The sequence below is a fragment of the Kribbella pratensis genome (assembly GCF_004365355.1).
Classification (GTDB): Bacteria; Actinomycetota; Actinomycetes; order Propionibacteriales; family Kribbellaceae; genus Kribbella.
The window spans coordinates 2,534,755-2,550,901 of sequence record NZ_SODP01000001.1; the positions used below are offsets into that span (position 1 = coordinate 2,534,755).

Sequence of the window (16,147 nt, forward strand, 5' to 3'; positions counted from 1 at the left end):
ACGGTGGTCCCGTTCAGTTCCGGGAATGCCGCGGCGACGCGAAGAGTCAGAAGGCTTCAAACCATGGGCTCCGAGCCCGGCGATGAGGTCGATCCTTCATTGATCGACAGCGTGGAGACCGCCGCGCTCAGAGAGCAGGCAGTCGGTGTACTGGCCGAGCAACACCAGATCGAGCTGACCGAGGCACGCATGCTGCTGCTCGTGCTGGCGGAATATCTCGGCCGCTCGCCCGACACCGTGGCCGCGGAGATCCTCGACAGCGCAGCCGCGCGCCGCGCGGCGATCGACGATCCGCCTCAGGCCGAGGACTTCGCGCCGGAATGAGGACTCCCAGGACACGCGCGATCGTGCGGTCCCCGGATGGTTTCGGCTCTTGGCGCCAGCCGCCCCTCAGAGGATGACGTCAAGAGCCGGCGACGGTGAGGGTGCGGATCGATGCCCCGTCCGTGATCGCACGCTCCGCCTGCACTGTCGACGCTAGGACCGCCCGGACCACTTTGCCTCATCCCTGGTGGACGAACTCGTCCCGTCCGCCCGGCTCGTCCCGCCGGGATGAGGTCCCGGAGGTCGCCGGTCCCTACGCTCGACAACCAGTCTTGGCGTGCGGAGTGCTCGTCCTGAGAGTCCTCCGGAGCGGACGCGGCACCGACGGACCGCGCCGGGACAGGCCCTCGTGAAGGAGGCACCCCGACGTGGGCGCACATCCCGTACTCCGTTACCTGCGGTCGGAGCGGCCGGACCTGCGTGCCGATGTGGTCGCCGGTCTGCCGGGCGCGATCAGCAGCGTGCCGGACGGCATGGCGTGCGCGGTACTCGTCGGGGTGAACCCGATCCATGGCCTGTATGCGAGTTTCGCCGGTCCGGTCGCGGGCGGGCTGACGTCAAGTACCCGGCTGATGGTGATCACCACGACCACGGCGGCGTCGCTGGCGGCCGGGTCGGCACTGGAACGGGTGGAACCTGGAGACCGGCCGGATGCCCTGGTCCTGCTGACGATCATCGCCGGCGTGGTGATGGTCCTGGCGGGGATCGCACGGCTGGGGCGTTACACGCGGTTCGTGTCGCACTCGGTCATGATCGGCTTCCTGACCGGGATCTCGGCCAACATCTTCTTCGGCCAGATCCCCGACCTCACCGGCGCGCAGGCCAGTGGAGAATTCCCGCTGGCCAAGGCGCTGGACGTCGTACTCCATCCGTCGCGGATCGACGTCGCATCCCTGCTGGCCGGGCTGACGGCCCTCGGAATCCTCTTCGGCCTGTCCCGGACGAGGCTTCGGGCGGTGAGCGCACTGGTCGCGCTGGTTGTCCCGACCGCGATCGTGATGATCGTCGGCGCCGATTCGGTGGCACGGGTGGAGGACGTCGGGCAGATTCCGCGCGGTGTTCCGCTGCCGCACCTCCCGAGCCTCGGGCTGTTGTCGTTCTCACTGGTGACCGGCGCGCTGGCCGTCGCAGCCATCGTTCTCGTCCAGGGCAGTGGGGTCGCCGAAGCCGCACCCAACCGCGACGCAACCGTCTCGAACCCGAACCGGGACTTCATCGCCCAGGGCGTCGGCAACCTCGCGGCCGGGTTCTTCCGCGGTCAACCGGTCGGCGGTTCCGTCGGCCAGACCGCCCTCAACCAGGCAGTCGGCGGCCGCACCAGATGGGCCGCGATCTTTTCAGGACTGTGGATGCTGGTCATCCTCGCGGCCTTCTCCGGCGTGGTCGGCCTTGTCGCGATGCCGACCCTGGCCGCAGTACTCGTCTTCGCGGCCGCCGGTTCGCTCCGGCCGGGCGAACTGAGGACGATCCTGCGCACCGGCCCGACGTCGCAGATCGCGATCGTCTCGACCTTCTTCGCGACCTTGTTCCTTCCGGTCGCCGCCGCCGTCGGAATCGGCGTGACGCTGTCGCTGCTGCTCCAGCTCAACCAGGGAGCGATGGATCTCAAGGTCGTCGAACTGAAGCCGGCCGGCGACGGCCGGTGGATCGAGCACCCGGCACCCGAGGTGCTGTCGAGCCATCAGACGATTGTGCTCGACGTGTACGGCAGCCTGCTCTACGCGGGTTCCCGCACTCTCGGTGTCCACCTGCCCGATCCGGCCGGCGCCGAGGCACCCGCCGTCGTACTCCGGCTTCGTGGCCGGACGGCAGTCGGTGCAACCTTCGTGAAGGTTCTGGCCGACTACGCCGCCGCCCTGCACGCGGTAGGCGGCCGGCTGTACCTCAGCGGCGTCGACCACGGCCTTGCCGAGCTGCTGCGTCGTACCGACCGGGTGGACGTCTCCGGACCGGTCCGGGTCTTCGAGGCCAGCGAGCTGGTCGGGGAATCGACCGCAAAGGCACTCAACGAAGCGGAGACCTGGGCGGTCGGCCATCGCGGCGATGTCCCGGATCGGTAAGCGGGTAAGGGGTGTAGGGGTTGGCCGGGAGGGTGTCCGGAAGGTAGGGACTTTTGGCCCTACTGGCACGGCTGCCGGCAGCTGACTGTGGACGGGTGGACGGTTGTGTCCGCTGTCTGGAGGCGCACCATGAGCACCGTGCAACAGTTCGACAGGTCCCGGCTGCAGATCCTCAGCGCCGCGGATTGTCTGCGGTTGCTCGCGTCGGTTCCGCTCGGGCGGCTGGTCTACACGTACGCCGGTCTGCCGGCGATCCGGTTGGTGAACTTCGTGCTCGACGACGACACGATCGTGTTGAACACGGGTGAGGGCGAAAAGTTCCGGGCGGCCGAGCGGGGCGATGTGGTCGCGTTCGAGGCCGACGACACGGATCTCGAGCGTCACGTGGGTTGGACTGTGACGGCTATCGGGCACCTGTCGGTCGTCTCGGCCGACGAGGGCGCCGAGCTGCGGCACCGGCTGCCCTTGCACTCGTGGCTTCCGATGGACGACCCGCAACTTGTCCGCCTCGGCATCGAGTCTGTCGAGGGCCGCCGGCTGCTTCCTTGGGCTCAGCGTCCTCGATCGCAATAGTTCACAGCACCCGATGACGATGCGTAGGGTTGTCGTGTGGCCGATGGGGCGGGGCGGGGTAGCTGGGACGAGGGGGCGCTGGAGTACGCCGGTCTGTCCCGCGTGCGCCTCGATGCCCTGCTGCAGGAACTGCTCGGACGCGTCGACGAGATCATGGACTACCAGGAACGCCTGCGGGCCCTCCTCGACGCAGTCGTCGGCATCGGCGCGGACCTCGACCTGAACAGCACCCTGGACCGCATCGTCACCGCCGCCTGCGAACTCGCCGGAGCCCGGTACGGCGCACTCGGCGTCGTCGGCCCCGACGGCAAACGGCTCGTCCGCTTCATCACCCACGGCGTGACCGACCAGGAGATCGCCGCCATCGGCCCGTACCCCGAAGGCCACGGCATCCTCGGACTCCTGATCGAACACCCCGAACCGATCCGCCTCCACGACCTCGCCCAGCACCCCAGGTCGTACGGCTTCCCGAACAACCACCCGCCGATGAAGAGCTTCCTCGGCGTCCCGATCCGCACCCGCGAACACGCCTTCGGCAACCTTTACCTGACCGAGAAGACCGGCGGCGCAGACTTCACCGAGGACGACGAACACACCGTCACGGCCCTGGCCACCGCCGCCGGCGTCGTGATCGACAACGCCCGGCTGTACGCCGATACCGAGCAACGCCGGCGCTGGCACGAGGTCACCGCGGAGATCACCCAGCTGATGCTCGGCGACTTCGACACCGACCAGGCGCTGCGACTCATCGCGAAGCGCTCCTGCGAGGTCTCCGGCGCCCAGGTCGCCGCCGTACTGCTTGCCGACGGCGACGAGCTGGTCGTTCGCGCCGTCGACGGTCCGCCGCAGTTCACCCGGTACGTCGGACGCCGCATCCCCGCCGACCTGCCGGTCATCGGCCGCGCCACGTCAGGCACCGGCGAGCAGATCGTGATCGAGGACCTCGCGCAGTTCCTGAAGGACGGCGGCGGGCTGTCCGAGTTCCCCGAGGGCGTCACGCTCGCGCGGACCACGATGGCCCCGCTGCCTCCCGGTAATACCGGCACCGGCGGCCTGCTGGCTGTCGCCGTCGAGCAGGGCGCGAACTCCCGCGTCGCCGAAGGCGCCGGCCTGGTGCGGATGTTCGCCGGGCAGGCCACCCTCGCCCTCGACCGTGCGCGGGCGCAACGGGACCGCGACATGCTCGCCGTACTCGAGGACCGTGACCGGATCGCCCGCGACCTGCATGACCTGGTGATCCAACGGCTGTTCGCGACCGGCCTGCAACTGCAAGGCATGCACCGACTCGTCCGGCCCGAGCATCAGCAACGACTCAGCCGCGCGGTCGAGGACATCGACGCCACCATCCACGACCTCCGGGCCGCGATCTTCGAGCTCCAGCAGACTCCCGATTCCAGCTCGCTGCGGAGTGACGTGCAGACGCTCGTCGCGGAGTACTCCGAGCCGCTGAGCTTCCGGCCCAAGCTGATCTGCACCGGCCCGATCGACACCGTCGTCCCCGCAGCGGTACGACCGCAGATCCTCGCCACCGTGCGGGAATCATTGTCGAACGTCGTCCGCCATGCCCAAGCATCAGAGGTGACCGTCGAGATCACCGTTGACGGCGGGCACGTCGTCGCGCGAATCTCCGACGACGGCACCGGCATCCGCGCCAGCACCCGCAGGAGCGGCCTGCGCAACCTGACCGAGCGTGCGCAGGCGCTCGGAGGCACCGTGCGCGTCCGCGACAACCAACCGCACGGCACCGTCGTGGAACTCACCGCACCAACTGACTAACGGCCCGGCAAGTCGGGACTCTTGCCCGCGGCGCAAGCTGCCTCTCACCGGCGAACCTGAAAGGGAGAACCAGTGGGAGGAGCCCCCAGTGTCCGAGCAACTGCCGACCGAGGACGTAGAGGTCCTGCTCGCGGCGGCCATCGCCGCGCCGAGCATGCACAACACCCAGCCGTGGCGGTTCGAGGTCGACGGCCGCGTGATCGACATCTTCGTGGACGGATCGCGCAAGCTGCCCGCCGAGGACCCGACCGGCCGGGCGATGCGGATCGCCGCCGGCGCCGCGGCGTTCAACCTGCGGTGTGCGGCCGAGACCCTCGGGTACGGCACCTGGTTCGGGCTGGCACCGTACCCGGAGGAACCCGATCTGCTGGCCCGCATCGTCATCGAGCCCACCGAGGCCCGCAACGACGAACTGTGTGACCTGGCCGCGCAGATCCCGTACCGCCACACCGACCGCCACCCGGCCGACGCCACGCCGCTGGCCGACGACGTGCGGGTCAAGCTCATGCAGGCGGCGTACGGCGAGGGCGCCCAGCTCACCTGGCTCGGCGACAGCGAGGTTCACGCCGTCCTCGATCTGGTGCTCGAGAGCGACCTGCGCGAGGTTCACGACTGGCACCGGCGGGCCGAACGCGCCCATTGGGTCGGCGGCGATCGTGTCGCCGACGGTGTGCCCAGCGCGGCCCTCGGACCGCGATCGACCAGTTATCCCGCGGCTGTGCGGGACATGGGTACCCGGCCGGCCGATCGGCTCCGCGACGAGCGACGGTTCGAGGAGCACCCCGAGCTCGCCGTACTCTCCACCGACTTCGACGAACCGGCCGACCAGGTCACCGCCGGTGCCGCCCTCGAGCGCGTGCTGCTGGCCGCGACCCGGGCCGGCGTCAGCGCGTCCTTCCTCAACCAGCCGCTCGAGTTCGACGAGTTGCGCAGGAAAGTGCAGCGCCTGACCGAGCGACCGGGCCATGCCCACATGATCATCCGATTCGGCCGCAGCCGGAGCCACAGCGGCACCGCTCGGCGACCGGTCGCCGACTTCCTGCCGAAGGAGGAGTCATGACCGCACTGCGCGAGGAGGTCGACCGCTGGGAGGCCGACCTCGAGAACATCGCCGAAGCCAGCCAGTACAACGACTGGTTCCTCGAGGAGCGGCGCCTGGCCGAAGCTCTGCACACGATCACCGCCTTCCGCGCGCACATCGTCCCGGCACTGACCTCGCGGCAACCGCCCGACAAGGTGATCGTCACCGAGATCGAGCAACTGCTCGACGCCCTCGAAGTGCTCCGTGACGACCTGTACAGGACAGTTCATCCGCCCGACTCGTACCTCGAGGTCGCGCAGAAGGTCGCCGCACTGCGCTCCCTGACCCGAGTCGCTGCCAGGAGGCTCTGATGGCCAAGAAAGTGCTGGTCGCCTACGCCAGCAAGATGGGTGCGACCGCAGACATCGCCGAGGTGATCGGCGACGAACTGCGCAACCATGGGCACGACGTGGATGTCCTCGACGTCACCACCGTGAAGGGCATCGAGCCGTACGACGCTGTCGTGGTCGGCAGCGCGCTGTACATCCGGCGCTGGCGGAAGGAGGCTGTGCGGTTCCTGCGGCACCACGTCGACGAGCTTCGCGCACGCCAGGTGTGGTTGTTCCACAGCGGCCCTGTCGGCCCCGACAAGGATCAGGACGAGACGATGCCACCGGCCGTTCGGCACCTGGCGCACAAGATCGGCGCGACGCCCGCGGTGACCTTCCCGGGCCGTCTCGAACGTGCCACCGCCAAAGGCTTCCTGGCCCGTCGTCTCGCGGCCGGCGACCTGGCCGGCGACTCGCGCGACTGGGTCAAGGTCCGCGCCTGGGCCGCCGACATCAGCGCGGCCCTCGACGCCACGGAACGCAGCAGCTGGCATCGGCCTGTCGCCACGCCACCAGCCGGGAACTTCCTCGGCTGAGTCAGCCCTGCGGGTGATTCTTCGTGTGCTCGATCGCGAAGACGGCGGCTTCGGTCCGGCGTTCGAGGTTGAGCTTGCGTAGCAGGGAGGAGACGTAGTTCTTCACGGTCTTCTCGGCCAGGAACAGCGACTGGGCGATCTGGCGGTTGGTCTTGCCTTCGGCGATCTCGGCCAGGATCCGGCGTTCCTGCTCGGTCAACGTCGCGTACCTCGGGTCCTCCGCCTCGACCGGATGGCGCAGACGATCCAGGACCTTGGCGGTCATCGACGGGTCCAGCAGCGATTCGCCGGCCGCGAGACGGCGTACGGCATCGACCAACGCCTGACCGTGGATCTGCTTCAGCAGATATCCGGCGGCGCCGGCCATGATCGCGGTGAACAGCGCCTCGTCGTCGGAGAACGACGTCAGCATCAGACAGGCGGGCGGCTCATCCATCTGCGAACGGACCTCCCGGCAGACGGTGATGCCGTCGCCGTCGGGTAGCCGCACATCCAGGACGGCGACATCGGGACGTACGGCGGGGATCCGCGCGATCGCTTCCGCAGCCGTCCCCGCATCGCCGACGACCTCGATGTCGGGCTCCGCGTCGAGCAGCTGGTGCAGTCCCAGCCGGACCACTTCGTGGTCGTCGAGCAGGAACACCTTGATCGTCATCACCGTCTCCTTGGTGTCACGCGCCGTACCCGCCCGGTCGAGCGCTCGCCCCAGCATCTCGCCGCGACCACGCTACCCGCCAGGGACCAGGGTCCCGGGCTCTCCGGGACCTTCGGCAGGCCGGCGGTCCGGGACTTCCGAACCTCCCCACGACGGGACGGAGGGGCTCACCGGTCCGGTGAGTCCCTCCGTCTGTTGGGTTCATATGTCCAGCTCGTGCTCGCGGAGGCGGGCGCGAGCTTCATCGAAGTCCTCGCGACCGATCTCGCCGGCGACGAAACGGCGCTCGAGGATCTCCAGCGGCGACGGCAGGCTCGGCGGCTGCCGACCTGCCTGGTGACCGGGATGACGAATCAGCCGGACCGCGGCCCACACCGAGCCGCCCAGGACCAGGATCCACAGGACCGGCAGCGTCATCGACCAGAACAGGGTGCCCGCCGTGGAGTGCATCATCAGGCGACCTTGGCCGAACTGGTGAGCAGCCGGCCGAGTTCCTCGCCCCACCGCTGCGCACGTTCGATCTCGACGTCCCGGATCGGGCCGGTCGTCTCGTTCACGAAGAAGCTGTCCGTGCTCAGCAGCCGGAAACCCATCCGGCGCAGGACCTTTGCCGCCGACCGTGCCGCCGATCCCGGCAACCGGCGTACCTTGGCGATCCGGGTGTCGAACGTCGCCGCCTGTGGCGCGTCCGCGCGTCCGGCGGGCTCCAGCGCCGCCAACCACTCACGGATGCCGACGTCGATCGGCGTCACCAGGTCGCCCTGCTTGAACGCCTCCTGACGGGTGGACAAGCGGCTCATCGAGAACGCGTGCGTCGGTCCTCCGACGACCAGCAACCGAACCCCCTCGGGTACGGCGCTGGGCGCCTGATTCACGGCGACCGTCTCGGCCGGCACGTACTGCCGAAGACCGTCGCGGATCGCGCGCGCGATCCGCTCGGTGTTGCCGAACATGGACTCGTACACGATCAGCGCACGAACTGTCCCGGACATGGTGTTGCCTCCGATCAATGCGTCGGTACGGCGGTCTGCGCGTGCAGGCCGGCCCGTTCCGTGTCTGTCAGGTGGTGGGGCACGATCGCGATCGGACACGTCATCGCAGCGACCGAGCGCCGGGCGACCGGGTCGTTCGACAACGCGCCGCTGTGCGCGCCGACAACGACCAGACCGACGTCGGCGCTCTCGTGCACGAGGGCGGCCGCAGGCTGCCGACTGCTCAGGAAACGCGTGACCTGGACGGCCGGGAACCGGCTGGTCCACGGCGCCAGGGTCTCGGACAACATGTAGTCCGCCCGGCTGAGCCAGGAGCACTCCGGATCCTCGTCGGAGCAGGCGGGCTCGGACGGCGCTCCGGCATGGACGACGATCAGGTCGCCTTCGCGCCCGGCCGCGACGCCGAAGGCGAACTCAAGTGCCTCGCTCGACAACGCCGTACCATCGATGCCGACGGCAACCTTCCGGTCGGCCAGGCAGGCCTTCCACGACATCGGCACGACGACCACAGGGCAGCCGGCGCGGGCGGCCAGCGTGAGGTTGGCCTGGGTGTGCACCAGCCGCTGCGGACCGCGGCTGCGCGATCTTCCGACCACCAGCATCCGCGCCTTCCGCGCTGCCTGGGCCAGAACCCGCAGCCGCGAGCCCTCCTCGGTGACCGCGGCCAGCTCGGTCGCGTACCCGTCATGGTGACGCACATGTGCGACCGCGGCCCGGACCGCTTCGTCGGCCAGCTCGGCCGGCGACTTCGGGGCGTACCCCGGCATCATCGGCGAGTACGAGCCGTGCGCCGAGTACGGAGCGACGAGAACCAGCTCCGCACCCACCCGAAGCGCTTCGGCGGATGCATAGTCCACCACACGACGGTTCTCCGCGCTTCCGTCGACCTCGACCACGACGGGTCCGGTCCGGTTCCAGTCACTCATTGTTCTCACCTCAGGATTGCGCAGGGACGACGGCCGGCGGGCACGTCGCGTGGTCCAGGACGGATCAGGTCACCGCAGCTCGATCCCCGGAGCCTGGAAGTTCTGCCGGTGCTGCGTGGCACTCATGGTGTCGTCCTTTCACTGGTTTCCGACACCTCGATCCTCACCGCTCGCGACGACAACGGTCAGAGCCGTTGTCACCTCACGCGCAGGACCAAACGTCCTGCGGAACCCAGGCCGTATGCCGCTGCCTGCCCTCCCGCCGCGGCCGGATGATGGAAGACGAGCCCCGGGAGGTTTCCATGTCTACCGAACTGCCTGTGCTGGTCGGGATCGACGGATCGCGTGACGGACTGATCGCGCTCACCTGGGCGGCGTCGTACGCCGTGTTGCACGGAGCGTCGCTGCACGCGGTGTACGTGATGGACGACGAGCGTCCGGTGCCCGTCGGTCCGCTGCCGACCGAACCGGATGACGGCACGGAGGTGATCGACGACGCGCTCCAGGAACTCGAGCGGATCGGGTTCGGGAGCGCGTCACTCGAAGTGCGGCACGGGCATCCGGCCCAGGTTCTCCTGCAGCTCGCCGAGCGATCGCAGGCGCTGGTCGTCGGCCGGCGCGGCATGGGCGGCTTCGCCGAGCTCGTCCTCGGGTCCACCTCGCAGGCATGTACGGCGCTCGCGACCGCGGTCCCGCTGATCGTCGTACCCGACACCTGGGACCCCGCGGCGCCTCGGCACGGGCGCATCGTCGTCGGCATCGACGGATCCCCGGAATGCCAGGACGCGCTCCGATTCGCCTTCGAGCTGGCCGACGCGACCGACGCCGAGATTCACGGCGTCCACGCGATCGAGGTACGCCAGAACTATCCGGATCCAAACAACTGGTTCGACCAGAGTCAGCAGCCGTGGATCGACACTGCCGACGAGTTGCTGACCGACACCCTCGAGGGCTGGACCGTGAAGTACCCCGACGTCCCGATCCAGCATCGTGGCGTCACCGACCACCCCGTCCTCGTCCTGTCCCGCGAGTCCAAGGACGCGGACCTGGTCGTCGTCGGAGGCGTCGGCCGGACCGCATTCTCCGAGCTGCGGATGGGGTCGGTCGCCCGCGGGCTGCTCTACCACTCACAGTGCCCGGTCGCCGTCATCCATCACCCGGAGTTCTGACCTCCCGGAATGCGTCAGCGGTGTGCGGCCCAGTCGTTCCAGCTCGCCTTCGCGCCGGAGTCGCCGATGCGTACGACGTCGTACACGGCCGCGGCCGAGACCAGCACGGCGACGACCGTCAGCGTTGCGGTGACCGCACCCGAGGCCGGCGCGAGAAAGGTGCGCTTGGCCGGCGTCCGTCCGCCGCTCTCGCGCTGTCGCCACCACACGAGGACTGCCAGCACGGCCGCCACCGCGACCGCCGCGTAGATGGCCGTGTCGCCGAGCTCGGTGTGCCGGTGGATGAGCGGGGTGGGTGTCAGTCGGTGCTCCAGCCACTCGCCGGCACTCGTCGTGATCGGCACCAACACAACCACCAGCAGCGACAGGATCGCGTTCGGACCGGCGAGCCGGCGCCTGGCCGCGGGCCACAGCGCGGTGAGCGCCAGGAGGGCCGCGGACAGCGGTAGCAGAACCACGATGGCGTGCACGAGGAGGACGTGGGCGGGGAGCCCGTTGACTGTCTGCATCACGTTCCTTCAGGTCGGAGCGGTTCGGAACGCCCAGGCTGGCAGCGCGATCTTGGGGAATTCTTGGAAAGCCTCAGCCGGCGGCCCGGAAGTGTGCGGCGTCCAAGGCTGACTGCAGCGAACGGCGGTAGCCGTCCGAGGTGAACGTTGCCCCTGACACCGTGTCGATGTGGGCGCTCTGTGCGGAGATCGCCTCCTGCTCCAGCTGAGGTAGCGCGAACGAGCTGATCTCGCGGTCGCGGCCGCCGGACGACGGATACACCAGTGCGTTCACACCGACCAGCCGGTGGCTCCGGATCGTGATCCGCACCTGCACCGGCCCGTACCGCGTGCCTTCCGACGTACCGTTCGCCGTCAGATCGCCGGTCCCCGACGACGTGCTGACAACGCCGGGCGTCGCCGTCACAACGGGCCGGCTCGAGACGTGGTTCCGGCTCGTCGGAAACAGGAAGAGCACGACGAGCAGTACGCCGGTTCCTCCGCCGACCAGGAGATTGCGCCGCAGCCGCTCCGAATGCGCCGTCATCGCGCTCCGGCCTTGTGCGCGGCGTCCAGTGCGGACTGCAGTGACTGGCGATAGCCCTCCGAGGTGAAGGTTGCTCCCGACACCGTGTCGATCTGCGCGCTCTGTGCGGCCATCGTCTCCTGGTTGAGCTGGGGTACCGCGTAGCCGTTGATCTGGTCCGTCTGCCCGTCACCGCTCGGGTGTTGCAGAGTGTGCACCTTGCTGATCCGCCCGCCGCGCACAGTGATCCCGACCTGCACCGGGCCGTACTGCGTGTCGACGACGCCACCTGCCACGACAACCGACGTGGCAGCTGGTCTCGTCGGTTGTGGGGTCGAGGTGTGGGCTGTCGGCTTGGGCCGCGGCGCAGAGGTTCGTGCGCGGCTCCTGCTCGACGGTGGCGAGACACGGCCGGACGTCTGCCCCGGTGGCTCGGAGCTGACCACTGCGGCAGATCCACTGACCGGGTGTTGCGGCTGGACGCTCGCTCGGAACGCGACGGCGACCACCGCCGTGGTCGCCACCGTCATCAGCAGCTTGATCCCACGCCTCACGCACGCACTCCCTTCACCACGAGAACCGCTCCTGATGCAACTGGTTGGCCGGCAGCCCGAGCTCGAGCGCAGCCGCACACACTGCGTCCATCCACTGGTCCGGACCGCAGACATAGACGTCGTACCGCTCGATCCCGGGCACGAGATCCCACATCGCATCCGCGTCGGACCAGGTCTTCGCGCTCTCCGGAAGCCACGACACGCGCTTCCGCTGCCGAGGCCCGAGCACGTACTGCAGGGTGATCCCGCGTCGCACCGCGAGCTGTTCCAGCTCGTCGCGGAACACCAGGTCCTCGGCGCTGTGCGCCCGGTAGACGAGGACCGCGTCGCCCGGCCGATAGTCCAGCTCCTCCAGCAGAGCGCGCAGCGGCGTGATACCGATGCCGCAGGCAAACATCGCCACCCGGTCGGTCACCCGCCGCTCGGCGGTCAGCCGGCCGTAGGGACCCTCAACGGCGACCCGTGTGCCGGGCCGCAGCCGCGCCAGGCGACTGCTGCCGTCACCGGCCGCTTTGGCGGTCACCCGGAGCCGGTCCGGCGCCGGGGACGCCGACAACGAGTACGGGTTGCCCCGTGACCATCCCGGACCGTCGAGGAACCGGAAGACGAAGTACTGCCCGGCCCGGACCGGCATCCGATGCAGCCCACGCCCGCCGAGCAGCACCGTCACCACGCCAGGCGCCTCGTGGACCACCTCGCGCACGGTCAGCCCGTGCCGCAACGTCCGCCACAACGGCAGCGCGAACCGGAACAGCACGATCGCACCGAGGGCCACCCCGTACGCCGACCACCAGTACAGGCGCGCCATCCGCGAGGAGGTGAAGTCCGCACCGGTCCAGATCTCATGCGGTATGGACAGCCCGACCCCGATGTACGCGTACAGGTGCAGCAGGTGCCACGACTCGTACCGCAACGCCTTCCGCGCCGCCCGCAGTGACGTGACGACGACCAACGTGAGCGCCACGCTCGCCGCGGCGGCCAGCAGCATCCCGCCGTACGTCGTGACAACGTTCCACGTCTCCCGGACCAGATTGTCGTGATCGCGCAGCGTGTACCCGACGAGGATCAACGCGATGTGCACCAGCAGGAGGTTGAACGACCAGAAACCGACCAGCCGGTGGCGGCGCGCCAACTCGTCCTGACCGTAGCTCCGCTCGATCATCGGCACTCTGGCCATCAGGAACACCTGCACCAACAACAGGTCCGCAGCGACCAGTCCGGACAGCCGGCCCAGCGACGTGAACAGGTCAGCCGGTCCGCTCGCGAGCAATTGCAGGCCGCGTCCGGACACCCACAGTGCGATCACGACCAGCACGCTCGCCCAGCAAAGCACTCCGGCGACGTCGCGCCACCAGGACGGCGTACGGCGCGGCCGGCGGCGTACATGCGCGATCCGCGGCCGGTTCACGGCCGGCGTGGAATCGCGGTACGTCATGCTCCGACGATGACCGCCGATTCTTAGCCGTTCCTTGGACCGGCATTCTCGAGCGCGGGCAGCACGAGCTCGAACGTCGCCCCGACCTCGCTCGGCGCCAGCCGGAGCCGACCGCCGAGCCGGTTCGCCACGTCGTGCGCGAGGGCCAGCCCGAGCCCGTAGTGTGGCCGCCCGGCACGGTGGCCGCCCGAGTCGAACCTTCGGAGGACCCGCTGCGCCGCCTCCGGGCCGATCCCGGGACCCGTGTCACTGACCGCGAGGATCACCTCGCCACGCTGCCGCCGTACCGTGATCCGCACCGCGCCGTCGCGTGGCGTGTGGTCGATCGCATTGTCGACGAGGGCGATCGTGGCGCGCCTGATCGCGCTGGGTGATCCAAGGGCAGGCGCAGAGTCACGATCACTGTCCCAACTCAGCCGTACGCCGGCCTGCTCGGCGTGCGCCCCCGCGGTGTCGGCCACGCCCCGGGCAACATCGACCAGGTCAACCGGTTCGTACTCCGCGGCGCTCCGCGGGTCCGCCGCAGCCAGCAGATCGTCGACCACCTCGGCCAGCCGGCGGGTGTCGTCGACCACGCCGTCAGCATCGTCCAGCACGTCCGCGCTCGCACCGCTGCGGCGCAACGCCCGGCCCAGCACCTGCGCTCGCGTGCTCAGCAGCGTCAACGGCGTACGCAGCTCATGACCGGCGTCGGCGACGAACGCGCGCTGCAGCGTCAAGGCCTGCGCGAGTGGCCGCACCGCACGTCGCCCGATCAGAACGCCGAGCAGTCCGGCCAGCAGCAGACCGAGCACCGCTGCGAAACCGGTCGCCTGCAGCAGACGCGTCCGCTCCTTGTGAGCCGTTGCCAGATTCAGGACGGCCTGCACCGGCTTGCCGTTGGTGAGACCGGTGGCGATGCGGTACTCGCCTTCCTCGTTCTCCACCGTGATGAACTGAACCTGGCTAGTGGCTCGTGCCCGCAGCGACGCGAGCTCGGGCAGAAGCTCGTCCGGCAGCCCCGGCGACGCGACCGCGCCCGATGGACCGGTCATCACCAGCCAGGTGCCTGCAGGCGGATCACCGACGTCGTCCGCAGTGGCGATCGCGGACCGGAGCAGGTCGTCGGCCGCACCCGTCTGCCCGCGGACGAACACCAGCGTGACCAGCGCGATCAACAGCAGCATCGCCACTGCGACCAACGCGGCAGCCTGTACGGCGACACCGCGGGCAGCGCGCCGGACCAGCACCTCGTCACCGATCGGCCGTCCGCTCATGACTTCCCCAACCGGTAACCGAGGCCACGTACCGTGCTGATCACACCCCGCCCGAGCTTCCGCCGGCAGTAGTGCACATAGGTGTCCACGACCGTTTCCGACTCCGCTTCGCCGAAGACACGATCGAGCAGGTCGGCGCGGCTGAACACAGCCGTGGGCCGTGCCGCCAGCAACCCGAGCAGCGCGGCCTCCCGCTCCGACAACTCCACGCTCCCACCGTCATCGCGCCGTACTGTGCGGCTTGCCAGATCGAGCCAACCACCTGGTACGGCGAGCTCGACAGCGTGATCCAGATGGCGCCGGAGCAACGCGCGGACGCGGGCGAGCAACTCGCTCAACTCGAACGGCTTGGTGACGTAGTCCTCGGCTCCGGCATCCAGTCCCTCGACCCGGTCCGCAGTGGTCCTGCGCGCAGACAGCACCAGGATCGGAGTGCTGACACCACGGCTGCGCAGCCGCGCGATCAGATCCAGACCCTCCACCGCCGGCAGACCACGATCGACGATCATCGCGTCGACCGGCTGGGTCAGCGCCAGGTGCAGGCCGGTATGTCCGTCGCCGGCCCGCGTCACGTCGTACCCCTCGTCGGTGAGCACCCGCTCGAGCAGACCAGCCAGGTCGGCGTCGTCCTCGACCAGCAGGATCCTCGCCATCACCGGCCTCCCCAGCCGGGAGTCGCGAAGAGATTGCCGTCGGCAAGGATCCCCAGACCTTCGTAGCCGGGCAACACCGCCAGGACCTCGGGCCAGTCGTCCGCGGCAACGAACGCGGCCGTGGCGAGTACGTCGGCGTACTCCAAGGACGGCCCGGTCACCGACACCGACGCCCACCGGGTCTCCACCGGATCACCCGATCGCGAGTCGTACAGGTGCGCGCCGCGCGCCGCCGTACCACTCGTCGCCACCGCTCCCGCGGTCCGCGCCACGGTGGCAAGCACCTGGCCCGGGTCGCGCGGGTCCTGGATGCCGACGGTGAACGGCTCGTCGCTCGGACACACCACGAGCACGTCACCGCCCGCGTTCAGGCACCAGTCCACGTCGTCGACCTCCCACAACCGCGCGCCGGCACGCTCGACCGACCACCCCTTCACCAGCCCCGAAGGATCCCACGTGCCGCCGGGCACTCGAGCGTCGAACAGGCCACCGGTCAGCTCCCGCGCGGTATCGCACCGCTCGGCAACGTCCCGCACGACCGGATCAACACGATCCCAAGCCACCTCGCCCCGGGCCAGCAGGCTCACCGCACTGTCGGCCTTGTACGGCGAGAACACGCGATCAACCTCGACCAGTTCGGCAAAGACCGCCCGCACCGCAGCCTCCGCCTCGGCCGAATCAGCGCCGTCTCCACGAGCGAGCACACTGATCGGCAGCCCCATGATCTGCTCGACCCAGCTCCGCCGCGACACCATGCCCGCAACGGTACGTCGAGCTCCACCAGGCGGCTCGTGTCGCCCCGCCGCCGGGTGAC

General features: G+C 69.4%; 19 protein-coding genes. 8 read left to right on the forward strand and 11 right to left on the reverse strand.

Annotated features, from left to right (window positions below):
• The first annotated feature begins 63 nt into the window (after positions 1 to 63).
• From EV653_RS11965 to EV653_RS11995, 7 genes are all read left to right on the forward strand, one after another.
• Positions 64 to 324, forward strand: coding sequence for a hypothetical protein (locus EV653_RS11965; protein WP_134101574.1), 261 nt, complete (start codon positions 64 to 66; stop codon positions 322 to 324).
• Positions 325 to 692: 368 nt separating this feature from the next.
• Positions 693 to 2,384, forward strand: coding sequence for a SulP family inorganic anion transporter (locus EV653_RS11970; RefSeq protein ID WP_134101577.1), 1,692 nt, complete (start codon positions 693 to 695; stop codon positions 2,382 to 2,384).
• A gap of 129 nt (positions 2,385 to 2,513) precedes the next feature.
• Entirely contained in the window at positions 2,514 to 2,957 is a 444-nt protein-coding gene (locus tag EV653_RS11975; protein WP_134101579.1) for a pyridoxamine 5'-phosphate oxidase family protein, read from the forward strand.
• A 36-nt stretch (positions 2,958 to 2,993) separates the two neighbouring features.
• Complete coding sequence (locus EV653_RS11980; protein WP_202871559.1) at positions 2,994 to 4,733, forward strand: GAF domain-containing sensor histidine kinase; 1,740 nt, start codon at positions 2,994 to 2,996, stop codon at positions 4,731 to 4,733.
• Positions 4,734 to 4,821: 88 nt separating this feature from the next.
• On the forward strand, positions 4,822 to 5,793 hold the full coding sequence (locus tag EV653_RS11985) for an Acg family FMN-binding oxidoreductase (RefSeq protein ID WP_166679367.1): 972 nt from the start codon (positions 4,822 to 4,824) through the stop codon (positions 5,791 to 5,793).
• Positions 5,790 to 6,125, forward strand: coding sequence for a hypothetical protein (locus tag EV653_RS11990; protein WP_134101584.1), 336 nt, complete (start codon positions 5,790 to 5,792; stop codon positions 6,123 to 6,125). Before EV653_RS11985 ends, EV653_RS11990 begins: the two co-directional genes overlap by 4 nt.
• A complete protein-coding gene (locus EV653_RS11995; protein ID WP_134101587.1) occupies positions 6,125 to 6,679 on the forward strand; it encodes a flavodoxin domain-containing protein in 555 nt (184 codons plus the stop codon). Before EV653_RS11990 ends, EV653_RS11995 begins: the two co-directional genes overlap by 1 nt.
• A 1-nt stretch (position 6,680) precedes the next feature.
• On the opposite strand, the gene EV653_RS12000 is transcribed toward EV653_RS11995, so the two are convergent.
• From EV653_RS12000 to EV653_RS12015, 4 genes are all read right to left on the reverse strand, one after another.
• Complete coding sequence (locus EV653_RS12000) at positions 6,681 to 7,334, reverse strand: response regulator (protein ID WP_134101590.1); 654 nt, start codon at positions 7,332 to 7,334, stop codon at positions 6,681 to 6,683.
• 201 nt (positions 7,335 to 7,535) lie between these two features.
• Positions 7,536 to 7,787 carry an SHOCT domain-containing protein gene (locus EV653_RS12005; protein ID WP_134101593.1) on the reverse strand — a complete coding sequence of 84 codons (252 nt, stop codon included), beginning with the start codon at positions 7,785 to 7,787 and terminating at the stop codon, positions 7,536 to 7,538.
• A complete protein-coding gene (locus tag EV653_RS12010; protein ID WP_202871560.1) occupies positions 7,787 to 8,326 on the reverse strand; it encodes a flavodoxin family protein in 540 nt (179 codons plus the stop codon). Before EV653_RS12010 ends, EV653_RS12005 begins: the two co-directional genes overlap by 1 nt.
• A 14-nt stretch (positions 8,327 to 8,340) precedes the next feature.
• A complete protein-coding gene (locus EV653_RS12015; protein ID WP_134101595.1) occupies positions 8,341 to 9,252 on the reverse strand; it encodes a universal stress protein in 912 nt (303 codons plus the stop codon).
• 302 nt (positions 9,253 to 9,554) lie between these two features.
• On the opposite strand from EV653_RS12015, the gene EV653_RS12020 reads away from it, so the two are divergent.
• Positions 9,555 to 10,421 (forward strand): universal stress protein, encoded by an 867-nt coding sequence (locus EV653_RS12020; protein WP_166679368.1) that lies wholly within the window; start codon positions 9,555 to 9,557, stop codon positions 10,419 to 10,421.
• Between the two features lie 14 nt (positions 10,422 to 10,435).
• On the opposite strand, the gene EV653_RS12025 is transcribed toward EV653_RS12020, so the two are convergent.
• The 7 genes from EV653_RS12025 to EV653_RS12055 all read right to left on the reverse strand — a co-directional run bounded on the left by EV653_RS12025 (position 10,436) and on the right by EV653_RS12055 (position 16,088).
• Positions 10,436 to 10,930: a DUF2231 domain-containing protein gene (locus tag EV653_RS12025; RefSeq protein WP_134101600.1), complete on the reverse strand. Its 495-nt coding sequence runs from the start codon at positions 10,928 to 10,930 to the stop codon at positions 10,436 to 10,438.
• Between the two features lie 73 nt (positions 10,931 to 11,003).
• On the reverse strand, positions 11,004 to 11,456 hold the full coding sequence (locus EV653_RS12030) for an FMN-binding protein (RefSeq protein ID WP_134101603.1): 453 nt from the start codon (positions 11,454 to 11,456) through the stop codon (positions 11,004 to 11,006).
• Positions 11,453 to 11,989 (reverse strand): FMN-binding protein, encoded by a 537-nt coding sequence (locus EV653_RS12035; RefSeq protein ID WP_238159682.1) that lies wholly within the window; start codon positions 11,987 to 11,989, stop codon positions 11,453 to 11,455. Before EV653_RS12035 ends, EV653_RS12030 begins: the two co-directional genes overlap by 4 nt.
• A gap of 13 nt (positions 11,990 to 12,002) precedes the next feature.
• Complete coding sequence (locus tag EV653_RS12040; RefSeq protein ID WP_134101606.1) at positions 12,003 to 13,424, reverse strand: ferredoxin reductase family protein; 1,422 nt, start codon at positions 13,422 to 13,424, stop codon at positions 12,003 to 12,005.
• A 23-nt stretch (positions 13,425 to 13,447) separates the two neighbouring features.
• Positions 13,448 to 14,680 carry a sensor histidine kinase gene (locus EV653_RS12045; protein ID WP_134101608.1) on the reverse strand — a complete coding sequence of 411 codons (1,233 nt, stop codon included), beginning with the start codon at positions 14,678 to 14,680 and terminating at the stop codon, positions 13,448 to 13,450.
• Complete coding sequence (locus tag EV653_RS12050; protein WP_134101611.1) at positions 14,677 to 15,333, reverse strand: response regulator transcription factor; 657 nt, start codon at positions 15,331 to 15,333, stop codon at positions 14,677 to 14,679. The genes EV653_RS12045 and EV653_RS12050 overlap by 4 nt, the downstream gene beginning before the upstream one ends.
• Positions 15,333 to 16,088 carry an FAD:protein FMN transferase gene (locus EV653_RS12055; protein ID WP_134101614.1) on the reverse strand — a complete coding sequence of 252 codons (756 nt, stop codon included), beginning with the start codon at positions 16,086 to 16,088 and terminating at the stop codon, positions 15,333 to 15,335. The genes EV653_RS12050 and EV653_RS12055 overlap by 1 nt, the downstream gene beginning before the upstream one ends.
• Between the last annotated feature and the right edge of the window lie 59 nt (positions 16,089 to 16,147).